Source organism: Nocardia abscessus, assembly GCF_015477775.1.
Lineage (GTDB): Bacteria > Actinomycetota > Actinomycetes > Mycobacteriales > Mycobacteriaceae > Nocardia > Nocardia abscessus_A.
Genome location: NZ_JADLQO010000002.1, coordinates 359,034 through 383,774, shown reverse-complemented (window position 1 = coordinate 383,774; position 24,741 = coordinate 359,034). Strand labels below are relative to the sequence as shown.

Annotated in this window: 23 protein-coding genes and 4 tRNA genes; 20 read left to right on the top strand and 7 right to left on the bottom strand. The window is 69.3% G+C overall.

Features of this window, described 5'->3' with window-relative positions; translation table 11 throughout:
* Positions 1–494: 494 nt before the first annotated feature.
* Positions 495–1,439: a hypothetical protein gene (locus IU450_RS07380; protein WP_324197576.1), complete on the top strand. Its 945-nt coding sequence runs from the start codon at positions 495–497 to the stop codon at positions 1,437–1,439.
* On the opposite strand, the gene IU450_RS07375 is transcribed toward IU450_RS07380, so the two are convergent.
* Both IU450_RS07375 and IU450_RS07370 read right to left on the bottom strand, forming a co-directional pair.
* On the bottom strand, positions 1,405–2,634 hold the full coding sequence (locus IU450_RS07375) for a sigma factor-like helix-turn-helix DNA-binding protein (protein WP_324197575.1): 1,230 nt from the start codon (positions 2,632–2,634) through the stop codon (positions 1,405–1,407). The genes IU450_RS07380 and IU450_RS07375 overlap by 35 nt on opposite strands.
* Positions 2,635–2,801: 167 nt before the next feature.
* Positions 2,802–3,365, bottom strand: a complete 564-nt coding sequence (locus IU450_RS07370; RefSeq protein WP_195149021.1) for a hypothetical protein — start codon at positions 3,363–3,365, stop codon at positions 2,802–2,804.
* Here IU450_RS07370 and IU450_RS07365 point away from each other — a divergent pair, their 5' ends adjacent.
* Positions 3,366–3,722 (top strand): winged helix-turn-helix transcriptional regulator, encoded by a 357-nt coding sequence (locus tag IU450_RS07365; RefSeq protein WP_195149020.1) that lies wholly within the window; start codon positions 3,366–3,368, stop codon positions 3,720–3,722.
* A gap of 6 nt (positions 3,723–3,728) precedes the next feature.
* Here IU450_RS07365 and IU450_RS07360 read toward each other — a convergent pair whose 3' ends face one another.
* The 4 genes from IU450_RS07360 to IU450_RS07345 form a co-directional block, all read right to left on the bottom strand.
* Positions 3,729–4,124 (bottom strand): hypothetical protein, encoded by a 396-nt coding sequence (locus tag IU450_RS07360; protein WP_195149019.1) that lies wholly within the window; start codon positions 4,122–4,124, stop codon positions 3,729–3,731.
* A gap of 540 nt (positions 4,125–4,664) precedes the next feature.
* Positions 4,665–4,739, bottom strand: a tRNA-Val gene (locus IU450_RS07355).
* 1 nt (position 4,740) lies between these two features.
* Positions 4,741–4,811, bottom strand: a tRNA-Cys gene (locus tag IU450_RS07350).
* A gap of 43 nt (positions 4,812–4,854) precedes the next feature.
* Positions 4,855–4,927, bottom strand: a tRNA-Gly gene (locus IU450_RS07345).
* 405 nt (positions 4,928–5,332) lie between these two features.
* On the opposite strand from IU450_RS07345, the gene IU450_RS07340 reads away from it, so the two are divergent.
* The 16 genes from IU450_RS07340 to IU450_RS07265 all read left to right on the top strand — a co-directional run bounded on the left by IU450_RS07340 (position 5,333) and on the right by IU450_RS07265 (position 22,270).
* Positions 5,333–5,404: transfer RNA gene (locus IU450_RS07340), tRNA-Val, on the top strand.
* 338 nt (positions 5,405–5,742) lie between these two features.
* Complete coding sequence (locus IU450_RS07335; protein ID WP_195149018.1) at positions 5,743–7,971, top strand: SulP family inorganic anion transporter; 2,229 nt, start codon at positions 5,743–5,745, stop codon at positions 7,969–7,971.
* Positions 7,972–8,214: 243 nt separating this feature from the next.
* Positions 8,215–10,464: a solute carrier family 23 protein gene (locus tag IU450_RS07330; protein ID WP_195149017.1), complete on the top strand. Its 2,250-nt coding sequence runs from the start codon at positions 8,215–8,217 to the stop codon at positions 10,462–10,464.
* Positions 10,465–10,570: 106 nt separating this feature from the next.
* The gene (locus tag IU450_RS07325; RefSeq protein WP_195149016.1) at positions 10,571–11,002 is read left to right on the top strand and encodes a TIGR02611 family protein; all 432 of its coding nucleotides are present in this window, start codon (positions 10,571–10,573) and stop codon (positions 11,000–11,002) included.
* Complete coding sequence (locus IU450_RS07320) at positions 10,999–11,613, top strand: (2Fe-2S)-binding protein (RefSeq protein ID WP_324197574.1); 615 nt, start codon at positions 10,999–11,001, stop codon at positions 11,611–11,613. The genes IU450_RS07325 and IU450_RS07320 overlap by 4 nt, the downstream gene beginning before the upstream one ends.
* A gap of 231 nt (positions 11,614–11,844) precedes the next feature.
* Positions 11,845–13,905 carry a threonine--tRNA ligase gene (gene thrS / locus IU450_RS07315; RefSeq protein WP_195149014.1) on the top strand — a complete coding sequence of 687 codons (2,061 nt, stop codon included), beginning with the start codon at positions 11,845–11,847 and terminating at the stop codon, positions 13,903–13,905.
* Positions 13,902–14,501, top strand: coding sequence for an HIT family protein (locus IU450_RS07310; RefSeq protein ID WP_228781989.1), 600 nt, complete (start codon positions 13,902–13,904; stop codon positions 14,499–14,501). The genes thrS and IU450_RS07310 overlap by 4 nt, the downstream gene beginning before the upstream one ends.
* A gap of 23 nt (positions 14,502–14,524) precedes the next feature.
* The gene (gene pgsA, locus IU450_RS07305) at positions 14,525–15,220 is read left to right on the top strand and encodes a phosphatidylinositol phosphate synthase (protein WP_195149013.1); all 696 of its coding nucleotides are present in this window, start codon (positions 14,525–14,527) and stop codon (positions 15,218–15,220) included.
* A gap of 91 nt (positions 15,221–15,311) precedes the next feature.
* Entirely contained in the window at positions 15,312–16,280 is a 969-nt protein-coding gene (locus tag IU450_RS07300; protein WP_195149012.1) for a phosphatidylinositol mannoside acyltransferase, read from the top strand.
* Positions 16,277–17,401: a glycosyltransferase family 4 protein gene (locus tag IU450_RS07295; protein WP_195149011.1), complete on the top strand. Its 1,125-nt coding sequence runs from the start codon at positions 16,277–16,279 to the stop codon at positions 17,399–17,401. Before IU450_RS07300 ends, IU450_RS07295 begins: the two co-directional genes overlap by 4 nt.
* Complete coding sequence (locus IU450_RS07290; RefSeq protein WP_195149565.1) at positions 17,401–18,444, top strand: NUDIX hydrolase; 1,044 nt, start codon at positions 17,401–17,403, stop codon at positions 18,442–18,444. Before IU450_RS07295 ends, IU450_RS07290 begins: the two co-directional genes overlap by 1 nt.
* An 88-nt stretch (positions 18,445–18,532) precedes the next feature.
* A complete protein-coding gene (locus tag IU450_RS07285; RefSeq protein ID WP_181722152.1) occupies positions 18,533–18,694 on the top strand; it encodes a hypothetical protein in 162 nt (53 codons plus the stop codon).
* Between the two features lie 185 nt (positions 18,695–18,879).
* Positions 18,880–19,800: a pyridoxal 5'-phosphate synthase lyase subunit PdxS gene (pdxS, locus tag IU450_RS07280; protein ID WP_195149010.1), complete on the top strand. Its 921-nt coding sequence runs from the start codon at positions 18,880–18,882 to the stop codon at positions 19,798–19,800.
* Positions 19,801–19,824: 24 nt separating this feature from the next.
* Positions 19,825–20,709 (top strand): LysR family transcriptional regulator, encoded by an 885-nt coding sequence (locus IU450_RS07275; protein WP_195149009.1) that lies wholly within the window; start codon positions 19,825–19,827, stop codon positions 20,707–20,709.
* Between the two features lie 162 nt (positions 20,710–20,871).
* Positions 20,872–21,366 (top strand): hypothetical protein, encoded by a 495-nt coding sequence (locus IU450_RS07270; RefSeq protein ID WP_195149008.1) that lies wholly within the window; start codon positions 20,872–20,874, stop codon positions 21,364–21,366.
* A 169-nt stretch (positions 21,367–21,535) separates the two neighbouring features.
* Complete coding sequence (locus IU450_RS07265) at positions 21,536–22,270, top strand: SDR family oxidoreductase (RefSeq protein ID WP_195149007.1); 735 nt, start codon at positions 21,536–21,538, stop codon at positions 22,268–22,270.
* 132 nt (positions 22,271–22,402) lie between these two features.
* On the opposite strand, the gene IU450_RS07260 is transcribed toward IU450_RS07265, so the two are convergent.
* Positions 22,403–23,029, bottom strand: coding sequence for a hypothetical protein (locus IU450_RS07260; RefSeq protein WP_195149006.1), 627 nt, complete (start codon positions 23,027–23,029; stop codon positions 22,403–22,405).
* A 114-nt stretch (positions 23,030–23,143) separates the two neighbouring features.
* Between IU450_RS07260 and IU450_RS07255 the strand changes: the two genes are divergently transcribed.
* A complete protein-coding gene (locus IU450_RS07255; protein ID WP_195149005.1) occupies positions 23,144–23,965 on the top strand; it encodes an acyl-CoA thioesterase in 822 nt (273 codons plus the stop codon).
* 66 nt (positions 23,966–24,031) lie between these two features.
* Positions 24,032–24,682 carry a pyridoxal 5'-phosphate synthase glutaminase subunit PdxT gene (gene pdxT, locus IU450_RS07250; protein ID WP_195149004.1) on the top strand — a complete coding sequence of 217 codons (651 nt, stop codon included), beginning with the start codon at positions 24,032–24,034 and terminating at the stop codon, positions 24,680–24,682.
* Positions 24,683–24,741: the final 59 nt, after the last annotated feature.

Sequence of the window (24,741 nt, the reverse complement as noted above, 5' to 3'; positions counted from 1 at the left end):
CCGATCCTTGACCTGATCGAAGCAGCCTAGGCCCCCGGAAATACCCCCACGCAGGCGGATTACGCGGCGACCCGGTTTGTCCGGAAAACACGCCGACGCATCTGATCGGTCATTATCCGGCCGAACCGCGTCGTCCGCGAGTCCGCGCTCGAATCGCCGACGCGCGCCGTGCCGAGGAAGCCGCTGCCGCAGCGCGGGTGTTGCCGCCGCCGGCGCGGGCGGTGGGCAGCGAACCGTCGGGATGCCGCGGCCGGGCGCGTCGCGGGATGGCGGCAACTGTCAATTCACTGATCCCGAACTGCCCTGTGCCGCGCCGTGGCATGATGAAAGTCCTTGTGCCGCAGAGAACGACGCCGACCTCGGTGATCGGCCTCGCGCGTGGCACACCCGAGCGCGGGGTGAACCGGGCTGGCGAGGTAGCCGAGTCTGACGCACTCTTGATCTATGGCGTAGGTCGCCGGGCCTGCGGTGGTTTTGTGCAGGGGAGTGGTCGCGTGAGAACGAAGCAGCGGGCGGAAATCGCCTGCGGGCGCCGAGCGATGCTCGCCGAGCTGGGTATCGGGGAGGCTTCCGGCCGCACCCGTGGTTCGAAAACCGGATACGCCTGCGGGTGCCCGGAGTGTTCCGCCGCGCAGTGGGATACGCGGCGGCTGAAGTATTGGTTGTGTGGCAGGTTGCTCGCCTACGGCGCCGACGAGGCCGAAGTGGATCGGCGCATCGGCACACTGCCCGTGGACGTGTACTGGCGCAAGGGTGACCGGGTGTACGCGATCGAGGTGCGCAGCGGCCCGCTGGAGCGCGGGCTGGCCCAGGAGCACACCGAGCGGCTGCGCGCCGCCGGCTGCACGGACGTCCTGTGGTTGTGCCCACCCGGTTACTGGGTGCCGTACCTGCACGCGCTGGGCATCGCGGACTTCGCGCCCGCCGCCTGTGACTACCGCGCGGTGACCGGCGTGCTGGACACCGCCCACGCGATGGCGGCGCCGCGGCGCGAGCCGGTCGAAGTACGCGAGTTCATCGCGGGCTGGGTGCGCGGCGAGTACGTCTGGGGCTATCGGGATGAGAGGACAGGAGGCTGGGCCACCGTGACCGATTGGGAGTATCACACGAAGACGCAGGCCACGGTCATCGCCCGGCAGCGTCAGGAACTGGTCAACCAGCGCACGGCGCTGGCGGTGACCCGGAAGTCGTTGCGGGACAAGCAGAAACACCTGCTGAAGCTCACCACGCGACTGGAACGCGCGGAGCTGGCCGCGCAGGAGAAGGCCGATGCCCTCGCCGCCGCTCAGCGCACGATCGCCGATCATGATCGGCTGGACAAGGCCTTGCGCAACACGATCGCCAATCTCGAGGTGACCATCGGCCGCTGGCAGCTGATCACCATCTGCGCGATGTTGTTGATCGTCACGTTCCTGGCGGCGGCGATGGTGGTGCGCTGAGCCGGAAGGGCGCTCGGTCCCATCGCCATTCGTGGCGCAACACCAGTGCGAGGAAGTCCAGTAGTTCCAGGCCGGTCCTCGCGCGCACCTCGCGGAGCGCGGCCCAGTGCACCGGGCCGCGCGCGAGGAGGTCGCGCAGCGTCTGCTCGCTCGTGGGGTCGACCGGGCGCGCCCGCAGATCCGGGACGCCGATGCGGCTGCCGGTCCAGACCAGCCACCCCCAGCCGTTGGCGTGCGCGTGCGCTCGGCCCGCGGCCGCTTTCACCCGGTTGACGTGGAAGCCGACGTGGCCGAGCGGCGCGACGTCGATCAGCACCGTGCGGCCGTCGGCGAGCCGGGCGACGATGCTCGGATAGTGCAGCCGCCGCGCACCGTCGAGATCGTAGGTGACCGCCGCGGGGTGCTCCTGAAAGCTCTCGACCAGGTCGCTGGCGTTGAGGATCCAGAGCAGTCTGGCCTCCAACCCGGAGTCGAACGGCACGTCGCGACCGACCTTGTCCAGGTAGAAGCGACCGCGGCCGTCGTCGTCGCTGTCCACTGTGCGCGCGGAGGAAGTGGGCAGCGCGGCCGCGGCGCCGGTACCGGGCCAATCGACCTGACCCAACCAGGGATTCAGCTGACTCGCCGCACGCGGCTCGGCGTCGTGCAGCTTCGCCAGCCGCCGGTTGGTCTTCTTCTGCCAGGCGGCGATGCGCTGGGTGACGAACCCGGCGATCCGTTTCGCGTCGTCGGCCGGGTGCCCGGCCAGCCGCAGCTTCAGGTACGACAGCTCGGTCGCGGCGATGTCGGTGTCGGTCGCGTAGGTCTCCACCAGCAGCGCGCGCACCAGCTGGCGGTCCCTGGCGTCGAGCGGATAACGCGCGGCCAGTACCGCTGCGGCGCGATGGCCGGACAGCTGCGCCATGCGGATCATCTGCCCAACCGCTTTGGTGTGCAGCTGCCGCACCCGGTCGCGGGAGAGGTCATAGCGCGCGCCGATCCGCGCCAGCGTTTCGGGCTTCTCCCCACCGACCCCGAGCCGAGCCGTCAGCAGGTCGCCGTCCTTGGCCTTCTGGTCGGCGCGCAGCGCGATCAACTCGCCGAGCACCTCGTTGACCTCTTCGAGCTCGAACGAGATGTCGTCGCGCAGATCGAGCGATTCGGGATCGTCGTCATCCGGCGCCGCTCCCTGCGCGACCTCCGCACTGATCGTCACGCGACAACCCCCTGACTCGGCTCGGGCACTGTGCGGCACAGCGTATCCCCACCCACCGACACCCGCCCCGCCGTGGCCACCCGCGCGGACATCTCCTGATCCGTTCGAACGGCCTCGGCTCGAAGGAACTCCGATTGCGGCCGAGGCCATCGCGGGTGCGCAGATCGTCACCCTCGGCGACTACCGCGGGCGGGACTCGGCGTTGACGAAGGCATCGATCGCGCGGAGTGCGCCGGCCAGTCCTGGCGTGCCGCCCACTCGCGCAGGGTGGTGGTGCCGGACATGATCAGCGCCGGGTCCGGTTCCGGCGGCGAGGGTGTCCCCGGAGGCGGTGGTGTGTAGACCCCTGCGATGCCCTCGGCGGCCTCGGCCCCGAGATGGGGGGCCAGCATCCGCTGATACGCGGCAGGTGTTATCGCATTCCACCGCACCGGGTGTCCGAGGGCGGCGGTGAGTTCGGCGGCGACCTGGTTCCCGGTCAGTGCCTGCGGGCCGGCCACGATCTGCAGCGGGGGAGGAGCCGTCGATGTGATCAGGGCGGCCACGGCGGCGCCGAGATCGTCCAGCGCGACCCACGGAACGGGAAGGTTTCCCGGCAGCGGGTAGGCGACCTCCCCGGCGCCGACCAGCGGAGCGGACCACGGTGTGGCGAGATTCTCCAGGTACGTGCGCGCGGGAGCGATCACCGCGGCGGTTTCGGCGATCCTGGGCAGTGCGGCCGCTACGAGCATATGGGAACTATCGGCGGCGAGCAGCTCGAACGACTGAACGCGGCCGCACCCCGAGGGTGCGGCATCGAGCGCACGCTGAAGGTCCTGGACGGGAAGTGGACGACGCTGATCGTCCGTGAACTGCTCTCCGGGCCCAAACGTTTCGGCGATCTGCGTACGGCACTCGGCGCTCCCAGCGCCAAGACCCTCACCGACCGCCTCAGAGCCCTGGAGCACCAGCAGATCCTCATCCGCACCGTGTACGCCGAAGTGCCGCCCCGCGTCGTCTACGAGCTCACCGAAGACGGGCAAAGCCTCGTCGAGGTCCTGTACGCCATGCTGAAATGGGGCGAAGAACATCCCCTCGCCCGGGAGTGACCGTCCTCAGCAGCGACGCCAGTCGATGTAGTGACTCCACTGCGGATGCGGCGTCCCGCAATCGGCCCACGCGTCGACCGCGATGCCGAACTCCATCGGGCCGGAAGTGCACGACGCGGTCGACGCAATCCCCGGCGCAACCGTGGGCCCCGGAGCCGACCACTGGCCTGGAACCGGAATCACCACAGGCCCCGCGATCAACGGCATGATGCCGACACACCTGACACCTGCCCGGTGCACGCCGTCGCCACCCGCGCAGTGCGACGTCGCTGCCGTCGGCGTCCGGTCGACACCGCATCCCACCGGCGCTGCCCCGGCGGCAGCCCCGCCGACCAGCGAAATCCCGGCGCCCAACCCCACGGCAACGGCCAAACCGGCTACCTCGCGCGCGATGTCCTTCATACCACTCCTCCCTCTTTCGGCCTCGAACGGCCGTCGTTCGCCGATATCGAAACCAGTGCGTCCGCCATTACTTCCCCAGAACGATTTCAGGCCGGGAATCCGCGAATGGTGTTGTCGCAGAAACTTCTTCCGTTCAGTCTGTGCCGCTGGCCGCGACTCGATCCGCACTTGCCCTGCGCCCACGGATGTCGAGCGGCCGACAGGTAGGCGAAATTCTCTGTGCGGCACGCCAGCGCATCAAAGCGGTTGCCACTCGCGCCAGCAACTCGGCCGGGCCCGACTCTGTCATGAGCTGGTGTCCTGGCGTGCGGATGGCTGAGCCTTGCTGGGCACGGGCGGATCGAGAAGGATGTCGGCAGGGACTCCGAGCGGCAGGTCCAGGAGTGCGGCGGCGACGCGACCATGCGGCGCGCTATTCGGGCCGGGGCCTGCCGACATTCGCTGGCGACTTGGGAGCCAGCCGTGCAAGCGCGTGGGTGCCAGCGTCGGGCACAAACAAAATCAGACCCGGTGAAAACCGGGTCTGACCTGGTGAGACGGTGGTGCGCGATACTGGGATTGAACCAGTGACCTCTTCCGTGTCAGGGAAGCGCTCTCCCGCTGAGCTAATCGCGCGAGGTGGAGACGGGAATCGAACCCGTGTGCACGGCTTTGCAGGCCGTTGCCTCACCACTCGGCCACTCCACCGTGCGAAGGGGGACGGCGTAATGTTGCCTGGCCCTACCTCTCGAGCGGATGACGGGATTCGAACCCGCGACCCTCACCTTGGCAAGGTGATGCGCTACCAGCTGCGCTACATCCGCATTTTGCCTCCCCGGAGCTCGTTTCCGGCCTCCGTGGTGCGAGACAGAACATTAGCGGACGCCCGGTAAAAGGTACAAATCCGCTGGTAGAACGGTGGAAATCGGCGAAGTGTCATGCTGTGACGGTGGTGGCGGATGTGGTGTGTGGGGGAGTAGAGGCTCTTGTCGCCCATCGGCAGGCTCGCGGGCAGTCGGTCGGCGACCGTGCTCGGCGGTAGTCCAGTGCGAATCCGTGGGCTCGATCGCGCCGGATGTGGGCCCGCGGTTGGAAGTCGGAAGGCCGCCTGGCGGACGGTCGGCCCGTCGAACCGTCCCTGCCCGGATGGCGATTTGGTGAACCGCCGGTGGCGCGTGCTAATGTTTCGTCTCGTCCGGAGGGCACCCCGAGCCGCCGGAGCCAAGTCAGGTCTCATAGCTCAGCGGGAGAGCGTCCGCCTCACACGCGGAAGGTCGCTGGTTCGATCCCAGCTGGGACCACCCACACAGTACGAGACCGGTGCGGATTCTGCCCGGTCTTCTTTTCTCTTCGAGTAGATCGAAACCGTTGGTTTGTGATGCCGCCCGGTCTGCGGCTCTATCAAACTACCTCTTTGTTGCACTGTGACCTGGGTCACATTATGGTAGCGGTTGCCCTCCTCCCGACCCGAACCCTTTCCGCACGCTTTGCGAAGTCTTTACTATCATTGCGACCTCGCGTCACGGGTCGCGCTTCCGCCCACGGATGGGCGGCCCGAGCTTCGCACGCCGCTCGACTTCGATGCCAAGAACATGTTTGACCGATGAACCGGGGCCCGTGTCCCGGCGAAGGAGAAAATATGTCCACCGACACCGATTCCGTACCACGGACGTCGCCGCGCGCGGACATGGCCGGTCGCCTGACCGGGATCGCCCGTGCCGATCTGCCCGCCTCGATCGTGGTTTTCCTTGTCGCCCTGCCGCTTTCGCTCGGCGTCGCGGTGGCGTCCGGCGCTCCGGTCGCAGCGGGCCTGATCGCCGCCGTCGTCGGCGGCGTGGTGGCCGGACTGCTCGGCGGCTCCGCGATCCAGGTCAGCGGGCCCACGGCCAGCCTCACCGTGGTGGTCGCCGAGAGCGTGCAGCACTTCGGCTGGGCCGCAACCTGTTTCATCACCGTCGGCGCGGGGATGCTGCAGATCCTGTTCGGGCTCAGTCGCGTCGCGCGCGCGGCGCTGGCCATCGCCCCGGTGGTGGTGCACGGCATGCTCGCCGGGATCGGCGTGGTGATCGCTCTGCAGCAGGTGCACGTGCTGCTCGGCGGGACATCGCCGAGTTCGTCGTTCGCCGCGCTTGTCGCCCTCCCGGAACAGCTGATGTCGGTGCACAAGGGCGACCTGTGCGTCGGGCTGTTCGTGATCGTCGTCCTGGTGGCCTGGCGTCGCATGCCGCCGCCGGTGCGTGCGATCCCCGGACCGCTGGTCGCCGTGGTCACCGCCACCTTGTTGGCGCTGGTCCTGCCGACGCACGTCGAGCGGATCGTGCTGGACGGCTCGTTGCTGGACGCTGTGGGCCTGCCCGCCGTCCCTTCCGCCGGCCTGGGGGCGGTCATCTCGGCCATGGTGACGATCGCCCTCATCGCCAGTGTGGAGAGCTTGCTCTCGGCGGTCGCGGTGGACAAGATGCGGCCGGGCCACCGCACCGACTTCGACCGTGAGTTGATCGGGCAGGGTTCGGCCAACGTGGTCTCCGGTCTGCTGGGCGGCCTGCCGATCGCGGCCGTCATCGTGCGCAGCATCACCAACGCGAACGCCGGCGCCCGCAGCCGGGCGGCGACCGTGCTGCACGGCGTCTGGATCCTGCTGTTCGCGGTAGCGCTGGCCGGTCTGGTGCGGCAGATCCCGACCGCCGCGCTGGCCGGTCTGCTCATCTTCGTCGGCGTGCAGCTGATCAAGCTGGCGCACATCCGGCTGGCCAGGCGAGCCGGCGAGGTGTACGTCTACCTGGCGACGGTGCTCGGCGTGGTATTGCTGAACCTGTTGCAGGGCATGCTGATCGGACTGGTGCTCGCGTTCGCGCTGCTGCTGTGGCGGGTGGTGCGCGTGACGATCGTCGCCGCGCCCGTGCCCGGCTCGCGCCGGTGGGTGATCACCATCGACGGCACCTGCACCTTCCTCGCCTTGCCGAAACTGACCGCGGAACTGGCCGAGGTCCCCGCGGACGCCGACGTGACCGTCGAGATGACCGTCGACTTCCTCGACCACGCTTCCTATGAGTTCATCACCGACTGGGCCCGTGAGCGCGAATCCCGCGGAGGCACGGTGGAATTCGCCGAACTCGGCAGCGCGCGCATGGCCACCGCGCTGGCCGGGCCGCCGCAGCGAGGGCACTTCCGGCAGGTCATCGATCAGGTCATCGGACCGTGGCGGCGCACGGGCAACCGGGAGCATCACATCGTGGCGGGCATAGCCGCGTACCACCGCGGGCACGCACACGTGCTACGCCCGCATCTGGACCGGTTGCGGCACCGGCACGACGCCGACTCGTTCTTCCTCACCTGCGCGGACGCGCGGATCGTGCCCAATGTGATCACCAACAGCGGGCCGGGCGACCTCTACACCGTCCGCAACGTGGGCAACCTGGTACCGACCCGTGGCGGGGACGTCTCGGTGGAGGCGGGCCTGATCTACGCGCTGGAGAAGCTGGACGTGCGCGCGGTCGTGGTATGCGGCCATTCCGGCTGCGGTGCCATGGAGGCGCTGCACCGTGAGGTGAATCCTGGAGCAGGGCTGGGCGATTGGCTGGCACACGCGCGGCCGAGCCTGGAGCGCTACCGGCTCGGTCATCCGGTCGCCGATGCGGCGGCCGCGGCCGGCTTCGGTCCGGTGGACCAGCTGGGCATGGTCAACGTCGCGGTGCAACTGGAGACGCTGTGCGCCCACCCGGCCGTGCGACGCGGAGTCGAAGAGCGGGGCGTGGCCGTGTCGGGATTGTTCTTCGACCTCGCCACGGCCCGTGTGATCGAGGTCATGGTCGACGGCATCGCGGAGTTCGGCGACGAAGGACGCCGGATCGCGGCGGAGCCGGTCTGAGCAGGTGATGTGCGATGCGTCACGGTGATAACAACGAGAGGGCGGTGGGGCGCAACACACAATTCGCGAAGTTCTCAGGCTTTGCTAAGTCTTTACCAATACACTTGTGCTTGTTTACATCTCGACTCATCGCTGTGTCGGGACTGCTTCACCGCGAGATGCCGGTTCGCGGTCTTGTGCCCTGCTGGACATGTTGATCGTCAACCGACCTCGGCGAATCAGCCGAGTCGGCGAAGGAGAGTCATGGCTATCGATCAAGATTTAGCCCCGCCACCGTCACTGCCCGCGGAGACGGGCTCGGGCCGCAGTTCCGGACCGTTGTCCGACCGCTTCACCGATATCCTCCGCCACGACGTACCCGCTTCGATCGTGGTTTTCCTTGTCGCGCTACCGCTTTCGCTCGGTATCGCGATCGCTTCCGGAGCCCCCGTCGCCGCTGGGCTCATCGCCGCCGTGATCGGCGGTATCGTCGCCGGAACATTCGGCGGTTCGCTCCTCCAGGTGAGCGGCCCTGCCGCGGGCCTCACCGTCGTGGTCGCCGAGACGATCAACCAATTCGGCTGGCGCACGACGTGTTTCATCGTCTTCGCGGCCGGAGTGCTGCAGATCCTGCTCGGGCTCAGCCGCGTGGCCAGAGCGGCGCTCGCCGTGGCGCCCGTGGTGGTGCACGCGATGCTCGCCGGTATCGGCATCACGATCGCCCTGCAGCAGATCCATGTGCTGCTCGGCGGTTCCTCGCACAGCTCGGCCTGGCGGAACATCGTCGAGCTGCCCGGGCAGCTGATGTCCCTGCACGGTGGCGGCGCGTTGATCGGCGCGGTCGTGATCGCGATCATGGTCGGCTGGAAGTATCTGCCCGCCAAGGTGCGCGCGGTGCCCGGTCCGTTGGTCGCGGTGCTCGTCGGCACGGCGTTGTCGCTGGTGCTGCCGCTGGACGCCGAGCGCATCGTGCTCAACGGCTCGCTGTTCGAGGCCATCGGCCTGCCCGGGCTGCCCAGCGGCGATTGGTCGGGTCTGGTGCTGGCCATCATCACCATCGCCCTGATCGCCAGCGTGGAGAGCCTGCTTTCCGCGGTGGCCGTGGACAAGATGCACTCGGGCAAGCGCACCGACTTCGACCGCGAGCTGATCGGCCAGGGTTCGGCGAACGTGCTGTCCGGCCTGCTCGGCGGCCTGCCGGTCACCGGCGTGATCGTGCGCAGTGCCACCAACGTGCAGGCGGGCGCGCGCAGCCGCGCGTCGGCGGTGCTGCACGGGGTCTGGCTGTTGGTGTTCTCCGTGGCTCTGGTGTCGGTGGTGGAGCAGATCCCGAAGGCCGCGCTGGCCGGCCTGCTCATCGTGATCGGTACCCAGCTGGTCAAGCTGGCTCACATCAAACTGGCCCGGCGCACCGGTGACCTGCTGGTCTACGCCGTGACCGTGCTCGGTGTGGTGTTCCTGAACCTGCTCGAGGGCGTGCTCATCGGCCTCGGCCTGGCCTTCGGCCTGCTGCTGTGGCGGGTGGTCCGGGTGGCGATCAAGGCCGAACAGGTCTCCGGCACGCAGCGCTGGCTGATCACCGTCGACGGTTCGGCCACCTTCCTGGCGCTGCCGAAGTTGTCGGCGCAGTTCGCGAAGATCCCCGCGGGAGCCGACGTCACGGTGGAGATGACGGTCGACTTCCTCGATCACGCGGCTTTCGAGGCCATCGAGGAGTTCGCCCGCCAGCAGGTGAACACCGGAGGAAGCGTCGATTTCGTGGAGATCGGCGGGGCCAGGATGGCCCACGCCACGGCGAAACCACCCGCGCGGAGCTTCGCCCGCTCGGTCTTCGACGACATCCTCGGCCCGTGGCGTCGCGACGAGGGACACGAGAACCCGGTCGCGGCGGGTGTCGCCGCCTACCACCGCAGTCACGCGCATGTCGTGCGGCCGCACCTGGACGAGTTGCGGGACAAGCAGGACCCGGATTCGTTCTTCCTGACCTGCTCGGACTCGCGGATCGTGCCGAACATCATCACCAACAGCGGACCGGGCGACCTGTTCACCGTGCGCAACGTGGGCAACCTCGCGCCCGCCGAGGGTGACGCGTCGGTCGAAGCCGCGCTGGTGTTCGCTCTGGAACAGCTGAACGTCCGCTCGATCGTGGTCTGCGGGCACTCCTCCTGCGGTGCGATGAAGGCGTTGCACACGGGCGCCCAGGTGCCCGGCGTGGACGCCTGGCTCGCGCATGCGCGGCCGAGCCTGGAGAAGTTCCGCGCCGGCCATCCGGTGGCGGGCGCAGCGCAGGAGGCGGGCTTCGGCGAGGTCGATCAGCTGGCCATGGTGAACGTCGCGGTGCAGCTCGAGCTGCTGCACCGGCACCCCGCGGTGCGCAAGGCGGTCGCCGAACGCGGCGTCACGGTGTCGGGTCTGTTCTTCGACATCGCCAGTGCGCGGGTCGTCGAGGTGACCGAGAACGGCATCGCGCACATCGATGACGCGGGCCGTCAGCCCGCTGCCCAGCTCGTCTGACGTATGGGATGGGTGATCCCGCCCGGGCGCGCGCCCGGGCGGGATCGTCGCGTCCGGGGGCGCGGGACCACAATTCGGTGCGCCGGACAGCTCGTACTCTGGGAACGTGACCGCAGACCTGGAAACGAGCTCGGCCGATCGGCCGACCCGCTGGCGCGCCTTCCACGCCGGGCTCGAACGCCGACCTACGCTGTATCGCGTCTACCGGATCGTGGTCGCGGTGGTCGGTGTCGCTGTGCTCGCGGTCGGTGTCCTCGCGATCCCCTATCCCGGTCCCGGCTGGGCGATCGTGTTCGCGGGCCTCGGCATCCTCGCCACCGAATTCGCCTGGGCGCGTGCGGCATTGGCCTGGCTGCGGGACCGGTACCGGCAACTGATGGCCTGGTACTCCGCGCGGGGTCCGGTCACGCAGGCGGCCGCGGCGGCCGCCACCGCCGCGCTGGTCGTCGCGACGCTGTGGATTTTGGGGACTTTCGGGCTCGTCGGTAGTTGGATCGGAGTCGAATGGGAATGGCTGCGCAGCCCCCTGCAACGGTGACCACCGTCGCTGGGCGGACGCTCACCCACCCGGAATGGCTGTCCGCACGGATCGCGGAGATGGGCCACTCCTGGGGGACCACGTCGTTGCGCATCGCGGGCACCCTGTGGTGGTGCATGGTCGCCTCCGCCCTGGTGGAGCAGATCGCGCGGGCGTACGCGCAGGACGGGGACGCCCCCGAAGCCACGCTGGACCGGCTGGACTGCGAGGTGCGCCCCGACGGCGGTGTCGAGCGGGTGCGCATCCGGCCCGGCGACGGTCCGCGGGTCGGCAGCGCGGCGGCGCTGCGCGAGACGTTGGCGACCGTCATCCCGCCGGTAGCCGAGGTGTCCGGCGCCGGTGTCCCGGCGCTGTGGGCGATCGCGGCCGACGCCATCGGCAACCGTGCGCTGGACTCCGGATCACCGGACGCGGGTGCGCGGCTGGCCGCCGAGATCGGCGGCAAGCTCCCGGTTCCGCGTTTCGTCGAGATCGGCGGACGCACCTATGTGCGGCGCATCTCCTGCTGTCTGGTGTTCGAGGTGCCGGGCTGCCAGATGTGCACCAGTTGCCCGAAACGGCCGGCCGCCGAACGAACGGCGCTGCTCGCGGACCTGGCCACCGAGGGCTGAGGACGTGCCGGGTCAGCCCTGATTCGTACGCATACGGGTGACTCGCCGGGTACGCCCGAACTCGAGCTCCACCTGAACGCAAATCCCGCGCAACCGAACCGGTACGGCCCAAAGCCCGGAGGGGCGGGCCGAAGTGGCGGGACAGTAGCATGGTCGCGCCGGACGAACATGCGATCGGCCACCGTCCAGCGGGACCAAGCCCGCACACGAAACGCCAAGGAGAGCGCAGCCGTGACCACCTCAGCCCCTATCAGTCCTGTCGCCCTCGTCCGGGTGCCGGCCGGGACGACGGCGGGCGCCGCGGTGCGCGAGGCGGGACTGCCCACCAAGGGGCCGGAGACCGTGGTCGTCGTCCGGGTCGACGGCGAGCTCAAGGACCTGTCCTGGATCCCGGACGCCGACGTCGACGTGGAGCCGGTGGCGGCGAACTCCGACGACGGCCGCAACGTCATCCGGCACTCGGCGGCGCATGTGCTCGCACAGGCGGTGCAGCAGGAGTTCCCCGAGGCCAAGCTCGGCATCGGCCCCTACATCAAGGACGGGTTCTACTACGACTTCCGCGTCGAGCGGCCGTTCACCCCGGAGGATCTGACCAAGCTGGAATCCCGGATGAAGAAGATCGTCAAGGGCGCGCAGCGGTTCTCCCGCCGGGTGGTCGAGGTCGAGGATGCCAGGATCGAGTTGGCCGCGGAGCCGTTCAAGCTGGAACTGATCAGCGACAAGTCCGGAATCGACGACCCGGAGGTCATGGAGGTCGGCGGCAAGGAGCTGACCATCTACGACAACCTGGATCCGCGCACCGGCGAGAAGATCTGGGGCGACCTGTGCCGCGGCCCGCACATCCCGACCACCAAGTTCATCCCGGCCTTCAAACTGACCCGCAGCTCGGCGGCCTACTGGCGCGGTGACCAGAGCCGCGAGGACCTGCAGCGCGTCTACGGCACCGCGTGGGAATCGCAGGAGGCGCTCGACGAGCACCTGCACCTGCTCGCCGAGGCCGAGCGCCGCGACCATCGCAAACTGGGCCTGGAGCTGGATCTGTTCAGCTTCCCCGACGAACTCGGTTCCGGCCTTCCGGTGTTCCACCCCAAGGGCGGCATCATCCGCAAGGAACTCGAGGAGTACTCGCGCCGCAGGCATGTGGCGGCGGGCTACGAGTTCGTCAACACCCCGCACATCACCAAGGGGCACCTGTTCGAGGTGTCCGGCCACCTGGACTGGTACCGCGACGGCATGTTCCCCGCGATGCACCTGGACGCCGAGTTCAACGAGGACGGCACCGTCCGCAAGCCCGGCCAGGACTACTACGTCAAGCCGATGAACTGCCCGATGCACAATCTGATCTTCCGTGCCCGGGGCCGGTCGTATCGGGAACTGCCGTTGCGGCTGTTCGAGTTCGGCTCGGTCTACCGCTACGAGAAGTCCGGCGTGGTGCACGGGCTCACCCGGGTGCGTGGCATGACCCAGGACGACGCGCACATCTACTGCACCAAAGAGCAGATGCACAGCGAGTTGACCGACACGCTGCGGTTCGTGCTGGATCTGCTGAAGGACTACGGTCTCGACGACTTCTACCTCGAGCTGTCCACCAAGGATCCGAAGAAGTTCGTCGGTTCCGAGGAGATCTGGGAGGAGGCCACCGAGACCTTGTCCAAGGTCGCCTCGGCCTCCGGTCTGGAGCTGGTGCCCGATCCCGGCGGCGCCGCCTTCTACGGGCCGAAGATCTCCGTGCAGGCCAAGGACGCGCTGGGCCGCACCTGGCAGATGTCGACCATCCAGTTGGACTTCAACCTGCCCGAGCGCTTCGACCTGGAGTACACCGCGTCCGACGGCACCAAGCAGCGGCCGGTCATGATCCACCGCGCCCTGTTCGGCTCCATCGAGCGATTCTTCGGCGTGCTCACCGAGCACTACGCGGGCGCGTTCCCGGCATGGCTCTCGCCCGTGCAGGTCGTCGGCATCCCCGTCGCGGAAGCCTTTGCCCCGCACCTGGATCGGGTGATCGAGCGGTTGCAGGACCAGGGCGTCCGCGCCCAGGTGGACCGCAGCGACGACCGCATGCAGAAGAAGATCTTCAACAACACCGCGCAAAAGGTGCCGTTCATGCTGCTGGCCGGTGAGCGCGACGTGAACGCGAACGCCGTGAGCTTCCGCTTCCGCGACGGCACCCAGGTCAACGGTGTCCCGGTCGACGACGCGGTGGCCACCATCGTCGCGTGGATCGCCCACCGGGAGAACGCGTCGCCGACGGCCGACGGTTTCGAGATCCGATCGAGCAAGGGTGGGGCATGACCGAGCGTACGGTGCCGGACGGGCTCGCGGATCTGGACGAGGCCGCGCCTTCGGCCGAGCCGGGCAGCATCGTGGACACCGGCGCCGGGGAACCGGATCGGCTGCTGCGGCTGTGGACGCCGTACCGCATGTCCTACATCGCGGAGGCGGCCACGGAGCCCAAGGATTCGACCGGCCATCCCTTCACCGACATCCCGAAGATGTCCGATGAGGACGGTCTGGTCGTCGCCCGGGGCGAGCTGGTGTACGCCGTGCTCAACCTGTACCCGTACAACCCGGGACACATGATGGTGGTGCCGTACCGCAAGGTGGCGAACCTGGAGGACCTCACCGAGGCGGAGAGCGCCGAATTGATGGCCTTCACCCAGCAGGCGATCCGGGTGATGAAGAAGGTGTCCCGGCCGCACGGGTTCAATGTCGGGCTGAATCTCGGCGGGGTGGCGGGCGGGTCGCTGGCCGACCACCTGCACCAGCACATCGTGCCGCGCTGGGGTGGCGACGCGAACTTCATCACCGTCATCGGCGGGGCGAAGGTGATGCCGCAGCTGCTGCGCGAGACCAGGGCGCTGCTGTCGGCGGCCTGGAAGGAGGCGTAGATGAGCGACCGGGCGGATCTGCCGTGCTGAGCTTCTTCGGCCGCGAGGCGTTCGCCAAGGCGACGGCTCCGCTGGGCCGGGCGCTGGTCGGCACGGGACTCACTCCCGACGCCATGACGTTGATCGGCACCACCGCCTCCATCGTCGCCGCGGTCACGCTCTTCCCGACCGGACACCTGTTCTGGGGAACCATGGTGATCTGGCTGTTCGTCATGTTCGACATGCTCGACGGCGCCATGGCCAGGGCGCGCGGCGGCGGCACGAAGTACGGCGCGGTGCTGGACGCCACCTGCGACCGGCTGGCCGACGGCGCCATCTTCGGCGGCCTGGCCTGGTGGGCGGTCTTCCATGAGCAGCACAAGCCGCTGTTCGGCGCGACGCTCGTCGTCCTGGTCGCCTCGCAGGTGATCTCCTACGCCAAGGCGCGCGCCGAGGCCAGCGGGCTGTCCGCGGACGGCGGCCTCATCGAGCGGCCGGACCGGCTGATCATCGTGCTGGTGGGCGCCGGGTTGACCGGGATCGGCGGATACTGGGGGATCGAGTGGCTCACCTACGCCGTGCACGTGGCCATGTGGATCCTCGCCGTGCTCAGCATCGTCACCGTCGTCCAGCGGGTGCTGGCCGTACGCAACTCGCCGGGAGCGCGCACCGTGATCCCGGCCGGGCAGCCGCAGCGCCCGAGCGCGGGAACCACCGACGCCACGGGACTTCCGTCGTGATCTCACCCGGTGCCGGACGCCGACCGATCGACGGTGGCGTCCGGGGATCCGTGATGACGAATCGCCGACCGGCGGCAGCGCGGGGGTGCGGATGAATATCGGCGAGCAGCTCGGTGCCGCCGGGTACACGGCAGGCTGGCGGCTGGTGCGCGCGCTGCCGGAGTCGACGGCCCGGCGATTGTTCGAGTGGGGCGGGGACCGCGTCGCCCGTCGCGCCAACCGGGAATTCCACGCGGGCGGCGCGCCGAACCAGTTGCGGCGCAATCTGGCGCGGGTGCTGGGCGTCCTTCCCGCCGACGTGCCGGACGAGCTGATCAGCGCCAGCATGCGCTCCTACGCGCGGTACTGGCGGGAGGCATTCCGGCTGCCGACGATGGACCATTCCACGATCGACTACTTCGTCGACGGGTTGCCGTACCTGGACGCCGCGCTGGCGGAGGGGCGAGGCGTGGTGCTCGTGCTGCCGCACTCCGGCAACTGGGACATGGCGGGCGTCTGGCTGGTGCAGCACTACGGGGCCTTCTCCACCGTGGCCGAGCGACTGAAGCCGGAATCGCTGTTCGAGCGGTTCGTCGCCTACCGGGAAAGCCTCGGCTTCGAGGTGTTCCCGCTGACCGGTGGCGAGCAACCGCCGTTCGTCCAGCTGGCCGCGCGCCTACGGCAGAACAAGATCGTGTGCCTGATGGGCGAACGCGACCTCACCGGCAAGGGCGTCCCCGTCCAGTTCTTCGGTGAACGCACCTGGATGCCCGCGGGCGCGGCGAAACTGGCCATCGAGACCGGGGCCGCGTTGATCCCGGTGCACGCGTGGTTCGAGGTGGATGCCGACGGCCGCGAGAACTGGGGCCTGAAAACCGAGGCGCCGCTGGACGTTTCCGGTGGGGTGGTCGCGGCCACCCAGGCCTTGGCGGACCGCTTCGCGGCGAATATCGCCGAGCACCCCGCGGATTGGCACATGCTGCAACCATTGTGGGAGAGCGATCTCTCGCCCCAGCGGCGCGCCATGATCGCCACCGCACAGGCGAGCCTCGCGGCCGAGCAGGGAGACGTATCGCCATGAAGATCGGCATGGTCTGCCCCTATTCGTTCGACGTCCCCGGCGGGGTGCAGGCGCATGTCGTCGAGCTGGCGCGGGTGTTCAACGAACGCGGGCACAAGGTGAGTGTGCTCGCGCCGGCGTCCGACGGAACCCCGCTGCCGGAGTTCGTGGTGTCGGCGGGCCGCGCGGTGGCCATCCCGTACAACGGGTCGGTGGCCCGGCTGTCCTTCGGACCCATGGCCTACACCAGAATTCGCCGCTGGATCGACGGCAACGATTTCGACGTGCTGCACATCCACGAGCCGAACGCGCCGAGCCTGTCGATGCTCGCGCTGAAGATCGCCGAGGGCCCGATCGTCGCGACTTTCCACACCTCGACGACGAAATCATTGGTGCTGAGCACTTTTCAGGGGGTGCTGCGGCCGTACCACGAGAAGATCGCGGGCCGCATCGCCGTCTCCGAGCTGGCGCGGCGCTGGCAGGTCGAGGCGCTTGGCTCGGACGCGGTGGAGATCCCCAACGGCGTGGACGTCCCGGCGTTCGCCCGCGCGCCCATGCTGCCCGGCTATCCGCGCCCCGGCGGGACGGTGCTGTTCCTCGGACGCTACGACGAGCCGCGCAAGGGCATGGAGGTGCTGCTGGGCGCGCTTCCCGATCTGGTGCGCAGGCATCCCGACGTCGAGATCCTCATCGTCGGCCGCGGCGACGAGGAACGTTTGCGCCGTGAAACGGGCAAGCTGTCCGGTCACCTGCGCTTCCTCGGCCAGGTATCCGACGAGGAGAAGGCTTCGGCGATGCGGAGCGCGGACGTGTACGTCGCGCCCAACCTCGGCGGGGAGAGTTTCGGCATCATCCTGATCGAGGCGATGGCCGCGGGCACCGCGGTCGTGGCCAGCGAACTGGACGCCTTCCGCCGAGTGCTGCGCGACGGTACGGCGGGCATGCTGGTCCCGGTCGGCGATTCGGCGGCCCTGGCCGCCGCGCTGCACACCGTGCTCACCGACGAGGTGCGCAGGGAGGCGCTGGTGCACACCGCGACGCAGGTGGTCGGGGAGTACGACTGGCCGGTGGTGGCCGAACAGATCCTGCGCGTCTACGAGACGGTGACCGTCGGCGACACGCGAGTGCGGGCCGCCGGATGATCACCTTCTCCGCGACGACCGTTCTCGTTCTCGCGCTGATCGCCGCGGTGGTCGTCGCGATCGGTCTGTGGGCGTACTCCACCGCCAACCGGCTCGACCGGCTGCACGTGCGCTCCGACCAGTCCTGGCAGGCGCTCGACGCGGCGCTGGCGCGGCGGGCGGTGGTGGCCAGGGCGGTCGCCATGGCGATCGCCGGTCCGGTGTCCGATCCGGCCCTGTCGGAGCAGGCCAGACAGCTGTCGTCGCTGGCGGACCGGGCCGAGCGCGCCGGTCGCGCCGAGCGGGAGACCGTGGAGAACCGGTTGTCCTCCGCGCTGTCGGCGGTGGACATCGGCACGCTCCGTCCGCAACTGGTCGCCGAACTGGCCGACGCCGAGGCGAGGGTGCTGATCGCCCGCCGCTTCCACAACGACGCGGTGCGCGACACGCTGGCGCTGCGCACGCGGCGCCCGGTCCGGATCCTTCACCTGGGCGGTACCGCCCCGCTGCCGTCCTACTTCGAGATCACCGAGCGTGCCACCCCGGCGGCCTCCACCGGCCTCGCGGTCGACACCATCCGCACCACCGCGCGCATCGTGCTGTTCGACGAGAACGACCGGACTCTGCTGATGCGCGGCAACGACCCGAAGACGCCGGACGTGTCGTTCTGGTTCACCGTCGGCGGCGGCGTCGAGCCGGGGGAGAGCCTGCGCGTGGCGGCGGTGCGCGAACTGTACGAGGAGACCGGGTACCGTGCGGATCCGGCCGATCTGCGTGGTCCGATCTGGCGACGGGTCGCGGTGTTTCCCTTCAACGGCGACCTGATCCGGTCCGAAGAGCTGTTCTTCGCCCTGCGGGTGCGTGGTTTCGAACCGCACGCGGCGAACCAGACCGTGATCGAGCGTCGCTCCATCACCGGAAACAAGTGGTGCACCGCGGCCGACATCGTCGCGCTGGACCGCTCGGGCGAAACCGTCTACCCGTATCACCTGGACGAACTGCTCGCCGAAGCGGCCGAGGCGGCGTCTGGCACCGCTGACCCGGAGGTCCGCTCCATCCGCTGACCGGCCGCCGAACGGGTGTGATGTGTTTCACGATCGTGATAGCGTCGCGATGATTCAGGGCGCCGGAGGGTAGTGCTGACAGGGACGCATGCGATTCGGCGTCGTGGTCCTGCTGACAGCGGGGCCGTTCCCGCTCGGTTGTGGAGGTAGTTGGTTCATGTCGTACCTGCTGTTCGATTTCCTGTTGCCGCTGATCGGTCCCGCGGCCGCGGAGTACTGGGCGACGTTGCTGGTGGTCGGCCCGCTGTGACCCGGCGCCCGGCAACGGCCGGGCAGTCCAGTACCGCGCCGGGACGGCACGATCGCCGCGCCTTCCCGGCCTAGTGCGCCATAACCGAGATCACACCAGGCCAGTGCACTTCAACTGGCTATCAAGTGGCCTTTTGCGGCCGCCTAGAATCGTGGCGTTCGCATCCGAGCGACCGAATGGCGCACATGCTGGAGGAGTTTGCCGTGACCACCCCCGAGACCACCCAGACCGTCGGCACCGCCCGCGTGAAGCGCGGCATGGCCGAGATGCTCAAGGGTGGGGTGATCATGGACGTCGTCACGCCCGAGCAGGCCAAGATCGCCGAGGACGCGGGCGCGGTCGCGGTGATGGCGCTCGAGCGCGTTCCCGCGGACATCCGTGCCCAGGGCGGCGTGTCCCGGATGAGCGACCCGGACATGATCGACGGCATCATTTCCGCGGTCTCGATCCCGGTCATGGCCAAGGCTCGCATCGGCCACTTCGTGGAGGCGCAGATCCTGCAGAGCCTCGGCGTCGACTACATCGACGAGTCCGAGGTGCTCACCCCGGCCGACTACGCCAACCACATCGACAAGTGGAACTTCACCGTGCCGTTCGTCTGCGGCGCCACCAACCTGGGCGAGGCGCTGCGCCGGATCACCGAGGGCGCGGCCATGATTCGCTCCAAGGGCGAGGCGGGCACCGGCGACGTGTCCAACGCGACGACGCACATGCGCAAGATTCGCCAGGAGATCCGCAGGCTGTCGTCGCTGCCCGAGGACGAGCTGTTCGTCGCCGCGAAGGAGCTGCAGGCGCCCTACGAGCTGGTTCGCGAGATCGCCGAGACCGGCAAGCTGCCGGTCGTGCTGTTCACCGCGGGCGGCATCGCCACCCCCGCCGACGCGGCGATGATGATGCAGCTCGGCGCCGAGGGCGTGTTCGTGGGGTCGGGCATCTTCAAGTCCGGCAACCCGGCTCAGCGCGCCGCCGCCATCGTCAAGGCCACCACCTTCTACGACGACCCGGACGTGCTGGCCAAGGTGTCGCGCGGTCTGGGCGAGGCCATGGTCGGCATCAACGTCGAGGAGATCGCCCAGCCGCACCGCCTGGCCGAGCGCGGCTGGTGAGCGCGGGCCGGTAGCGTCTGCCGCGTGGAGTTGCGGCAGCTGCGGTACTTCGTGGTCCTGGCGGAGGAGCTGCACTTCCGCCGGGCCGCGCAGCGATTGTTCATCTCGACGCCCACCCTCAGTCAGCAGATCAAGGCGCTGGAGCGGGAACTGGGCGGCCCGCTGCTGGTCCGGGAGCCGCGGGTGGAGCTGACGGCGGCGGGTGCGGCGCTGCTGCGCTCCGGCAAGAACGTGCTGCGCGCGATGGACGAGGCGATCAGAGAGACCAAGCGCGCTGCGGCCGCCGACGCCCCGGTGCTGCGCCTCGGGCTGCTGAACGGCGTTCCGCCTCGGCTGCCCGCGCGCATCGGCGACCTGGTCACCGGCGAGCTGCCCGGCGCCAGGATGGTGCTCACCGGCGGGACCACGGCCGATCAGGTGCGCATGCTCGATGACGACGAAGTCGATCTCGCGCTGGTCCGCACACCGGTGCACCTGCCCGGCCGTTTCGCGCAACGTCCGGTCGCCCGCGAGGAGCTGGGGGTGGTGATGTCCGCGCGGCATCCGCTCGCGCGTGGGACGCTGCTCGACCCGGCCGATCTCAGCGATCTGGAGCTGATCTTGTTCGCCCGTGAATCCGCTGCGGGCCTGCACGACTGGTTGTTGCGCACGCTGACCGGTCACGGCGGCCGGGTACGGCTCAGCGAGAGCGCGATGGGGCATGCGCAGATGCTCGCGGTACTGCCGTCGCGGCCCGACGTGATCGGGCTCAGCTCCGCACGCGTGGACGGACTGCCCGGCCTGGTCTGGCGGCCGCTGCGCGGCGCACCGCTGGTGGTCACCTACGCGATCGCGTGGCGGGCGGCCGTACGCGATCCGGCCGTCGCCGCGCTGATCGCCGCCGTCACGGGCGACCTGTCGGCGGAATAGACCGCCCGGACCGTTTTCGGTGCTAGGTTCAACTCTTACAGCGGCCAGAAGGCCGTCTCATGGTTTTCACAATCACGCTCAGTAGCTTCGCCATTCGATGGCCGCCCCGGCCATTGCGCGCCCTCCCACCGTCGGAACGATCCGAGCGCAAAGGACGAACAGTTGAAGCTTCGCAGAACCGGACGCCTCGCAGTCGCCGGCCTGGCCATGGTGGCCGCCCTGAGCCTCGCCGCATGCGGCGGCGACGACACGAGCGACTCGCCCAAATCGACCCGCACCACGACCGGCGCCGCGGCCACCGCGACCATGCCTGCCCCGCCCACCGTCGACGAGCTCAACGCCCTGTTGCAGAAGGCCCTCGATCCCACGGTGCCGAACGAGCAGAAGCTCGACTCCGTGCAGGGCATCCAAGCCGACCCCGGCTTGCCCAACCGCTTGGCCGAAGCCTTCCGGCAGGCCAACGCCACGGCAGTGGTCACGGGAGTGACCGCCTTCGGTGACAGTGTCACCGCGCAGGCCAAGTTCACTGTCAACGGGCAGGAGAGCCAGGTCGACGTTCCGTTCGTCCTGGAGGACGGCAAGTGGAAGGTCCAGAAGACTTGGGCCTGCCAGGCGCTGGCCAACCTGAACCAGCAATCCCCGGCCTGCGCCGCCTGAGTGCCGGAGCCTGCCCGGCGCGCCGGGCGATGAGGCGTGGCTGCGCCGAGCCCGCCATCGCCCGGTCGCCGGGCCGGATCGGTCCGCTGCCTGCGGCGTCAGTTCCCGGCTAACGCGTGTTCGGCAGCGCGACATGGACACTCGACCACCGCGATGGTCGGCTGGAGTCATGACAGCAAACAGCACGGCACCGGAACGCGTCGTCATCGTGGGCGGCAGCTCCGGCATGGGACTGGCCCTGGCGGCCGCGCTGATCGCCGACGGCGCCGAGGTCACGATCGCGGGCCGGTCCGCCGACCGGCTCGCCGCGGCCGAGCGCACCCTGTCCGCGCAGCCGGGGGCGGTGCGTTCGGTGGTCGCGGACATCACCCGCGAAGCCGACCTCGAACGCTTGTTCGCGGCCCTCGAGCCGGTCGGCCATGTCGTCACCACCGCGGCCGACGTCACCGGCGCCTATCGGCCGGTGGCCGAGTTCGACGCCGACGCGGCCCGAAACCTGATCTCCGCCAAGCTGATCGGCCCAACTCTGCTCGCCAAGCACGCCCGGATCGTGCCCGGTGGTTCGCTCACCTTCACCTCCGGCGTCGCGGCTTACCGGCCCGCGCCGGGTGGCGCCGTGGTGGCGGCCGTCAACGGCGCCCTGGCCTCGCTGGCCTACGCGTTGGCGCTGGAACTCGGTCCGGTTCGCGTCAACGTGGTCTCACCGGGATGGGTGGACACCCCGATCTGGGACACCATCGCGGGCGCCGCGAAGACCGAACGTCACCAGCAGCTGGCCGCACGCCTGCCCGTCGGCCGCATCGGACAACCCTCCGATATCGCGCACGCGATGCTCGGCGTGATGCGCAATCCCTTCATCACCGGAACCGTCCTGCACGTGGACGGCGGGCATCGGCTGGTCTGACTGCCGGGCAACCCTGGGGGAGAGGCGGACCGGTCCCATTCACATATGGATACATACCTATGCGCATCTAACTATAAAAATAGTGATGAACCGTCAGGGCACGTCAACTATGACCCGGCAAGGACAGGGAGCTTAAATCTCTCGAACCTCATCGACTCTGAGTGCCGGGCGATCGGGATGGTCCCAACGCACGAAGAAGGCTGGGGTGCAGGGATTCTCGGCGTCGTGCCGCAGCAGAGCGGGGATGGTCCAGTGCGCGTCGGGTGGGGTGTTGCGGCGCAGCGCGGCTTCGGACAGGTCCAGGCGGACGCTCAGATCGGCGTCGAGCCCGCGCCCGGCGAGCATCGGGCCCGCGAGAACGATCGTTGTCGCGGGCGGCGCCGTGCGGATCGCGGCGCGCGCGGAGCGGTCGGCGGCTTCGTCCCACAGCGCGGGTAGCCACCGGCCGTGCCGCCGCAGCGCGTCCACCACTTCGCGGCGCAGCGCGGCGTAGTCGAACCACGCTGTGCGATAGGACATCTCGTCGGTGCGGCCGAACTCCATGCGCAGCGAGGCGGGGCGCACGTAGTCGTGCAGGGAGACCACCTCGGCGGACCGCCCCGCCGCGCGCAGCGCCTCGGCGATCCGGTCGGCGAGCGCCACGGGTCGGGCGGCGTCCGCGCCGTCGACGGCGATCACCGTGTGCGAGCCCGCGGTCAGGACGGGGCGGATCACCAGCTCGACGAGGCCGTCGGGGGTGATCGGCGAAAAGCGTGGCACCCGTCCATCTCAGCAAATCACGCTCGCGGGTCGGCCGGGGGAGCGGCAGGTGTTGCCCAGGGTTCACCGGCAGCCGAGCGGCGCCCCAGGGAGGGTCCGGGATAATCTCAGCGCATGGCGACAATCGAAGAGGCGCTGGAGATAGAGCGGCTCGAGCGGGACATCTTTCGTGGCGCGTCCACCAAGACCCAGCTCCCGCGCACGTTCGGCGGCCAGGTTGCCGGCCAGGCGCTCGTGTCCGCGGTGCGGACGGTGGAACCGCGGTTTCAGGTGCACTCCTTGCACGGGTACTTCCTGCGTCCGGGCAATCCGCAGGAACCGACGGTCTACCAGGTCGAGCGCATCCGGGACGGCCGCTCGTTCTGCACCCGGCGGGTGACCGGCATCCAGGACGGCGCCGCGATCTTCACCATGTCGGCCTCGTTCCACGTCGGTGACCAGGGGCCGGAGCACCAGGACGTCATGCCGCACGTTCCGATGCCGGATGATCTGCCCGACGCCAGCACCTCGATGAGCCCTGAACGACTGTGGGCGATGCGCGAATGGGAACACTGGGACATCCGCATGGTTCCGCTGGAGAACGTGTCCCGCCGCGACGGCGTGGTCTCCCAGCAGCAGGTGTGGTTCCGCTACCGGCACCTGCTGCCCGACGACCCGCTGGTGCACGTGTGCACCCTCGCCTACATGAGCGATATGACGCTGCTGGGTTCCTCGAAGGTCGTCCATCCCGACGAGCCGACCCAGAACGCCTCGCTCGATCACGCGATGTGGTTCCTGCGCCCGTTCCGCGCCGACGAATGGCTGCTCTACGACCAGTCGTCGCCGTCGGCCGGCTTCGGCCGCGGGCTGACCGGCGGAAAGATCTTCACCCGGGAGGGCACGCTGGTGGCGGCGGTGGTCCAGGAAGGCCTCATCCGCACGCTGCGCGAGGACTGACCTCGACGTGCGCCGGAGGGCGACCGTGAGCAGGCCCACATCGGTACGGCTCGTAAGCTTTCCGGCGTGAACGCTACCTCGGTCGCCGCACCCGCCGCCGACGCAGGACCGGACCGGTCCCGTCCCACCATCGGCGTGCTCGCGTTGCAGGGCGACGTCCGGGAGCACGTCGCCGCGCTCGCGCGCTGCGGCGCCGAACCGGTGCTGGTCCGGCGCGAGGCGGAGCTCGCCGCGGTGGACGCGCTGGTGCTGCCCGGCGGCGAGTCGACCGCGATCAGCAAGCTGCTGACGGTGTTCGAGCTGCTGGAGCCGCTGCGTGCCCGGCTGCGCGACGGCATGCCCGCCTTCGGCTCGTGCGCGGGCATGATCCTGCTCGCCTCGGAGGTGCTCGACACCCGCCCGGACGCCGAGCACCTGTCCGGGATCGATATGACGGTGCGGCGCAACGCGTTCGGCCGTCAGGTCGACTCGTTCGAGACCGATCTGCCGTTCGCCGGGCTCACCGACGGACCGGTGCGCGCGGTGTTCATCCGGGCGCCGTGGGTCGAGCGGGCAGGCGAGGGCGTCGAGGTGCTGGCCACCGTGCCGCACGGTCCCGCCGCGGGCCGGATCGTCGCGGTGCGGCAGGGCAATGTCCTGGCCACGTCGTTCCATCCCGAAGTGACCGGCGATCTGCGGGTGCACCGGATGTTCGTGGAGATGGTCCGGGCGGCTTGAGAGGTGCGGCGAAGGCCGTTCCGCGGCTCGCGCTCCCCGCTGCTCGAAGACGAGGCGAC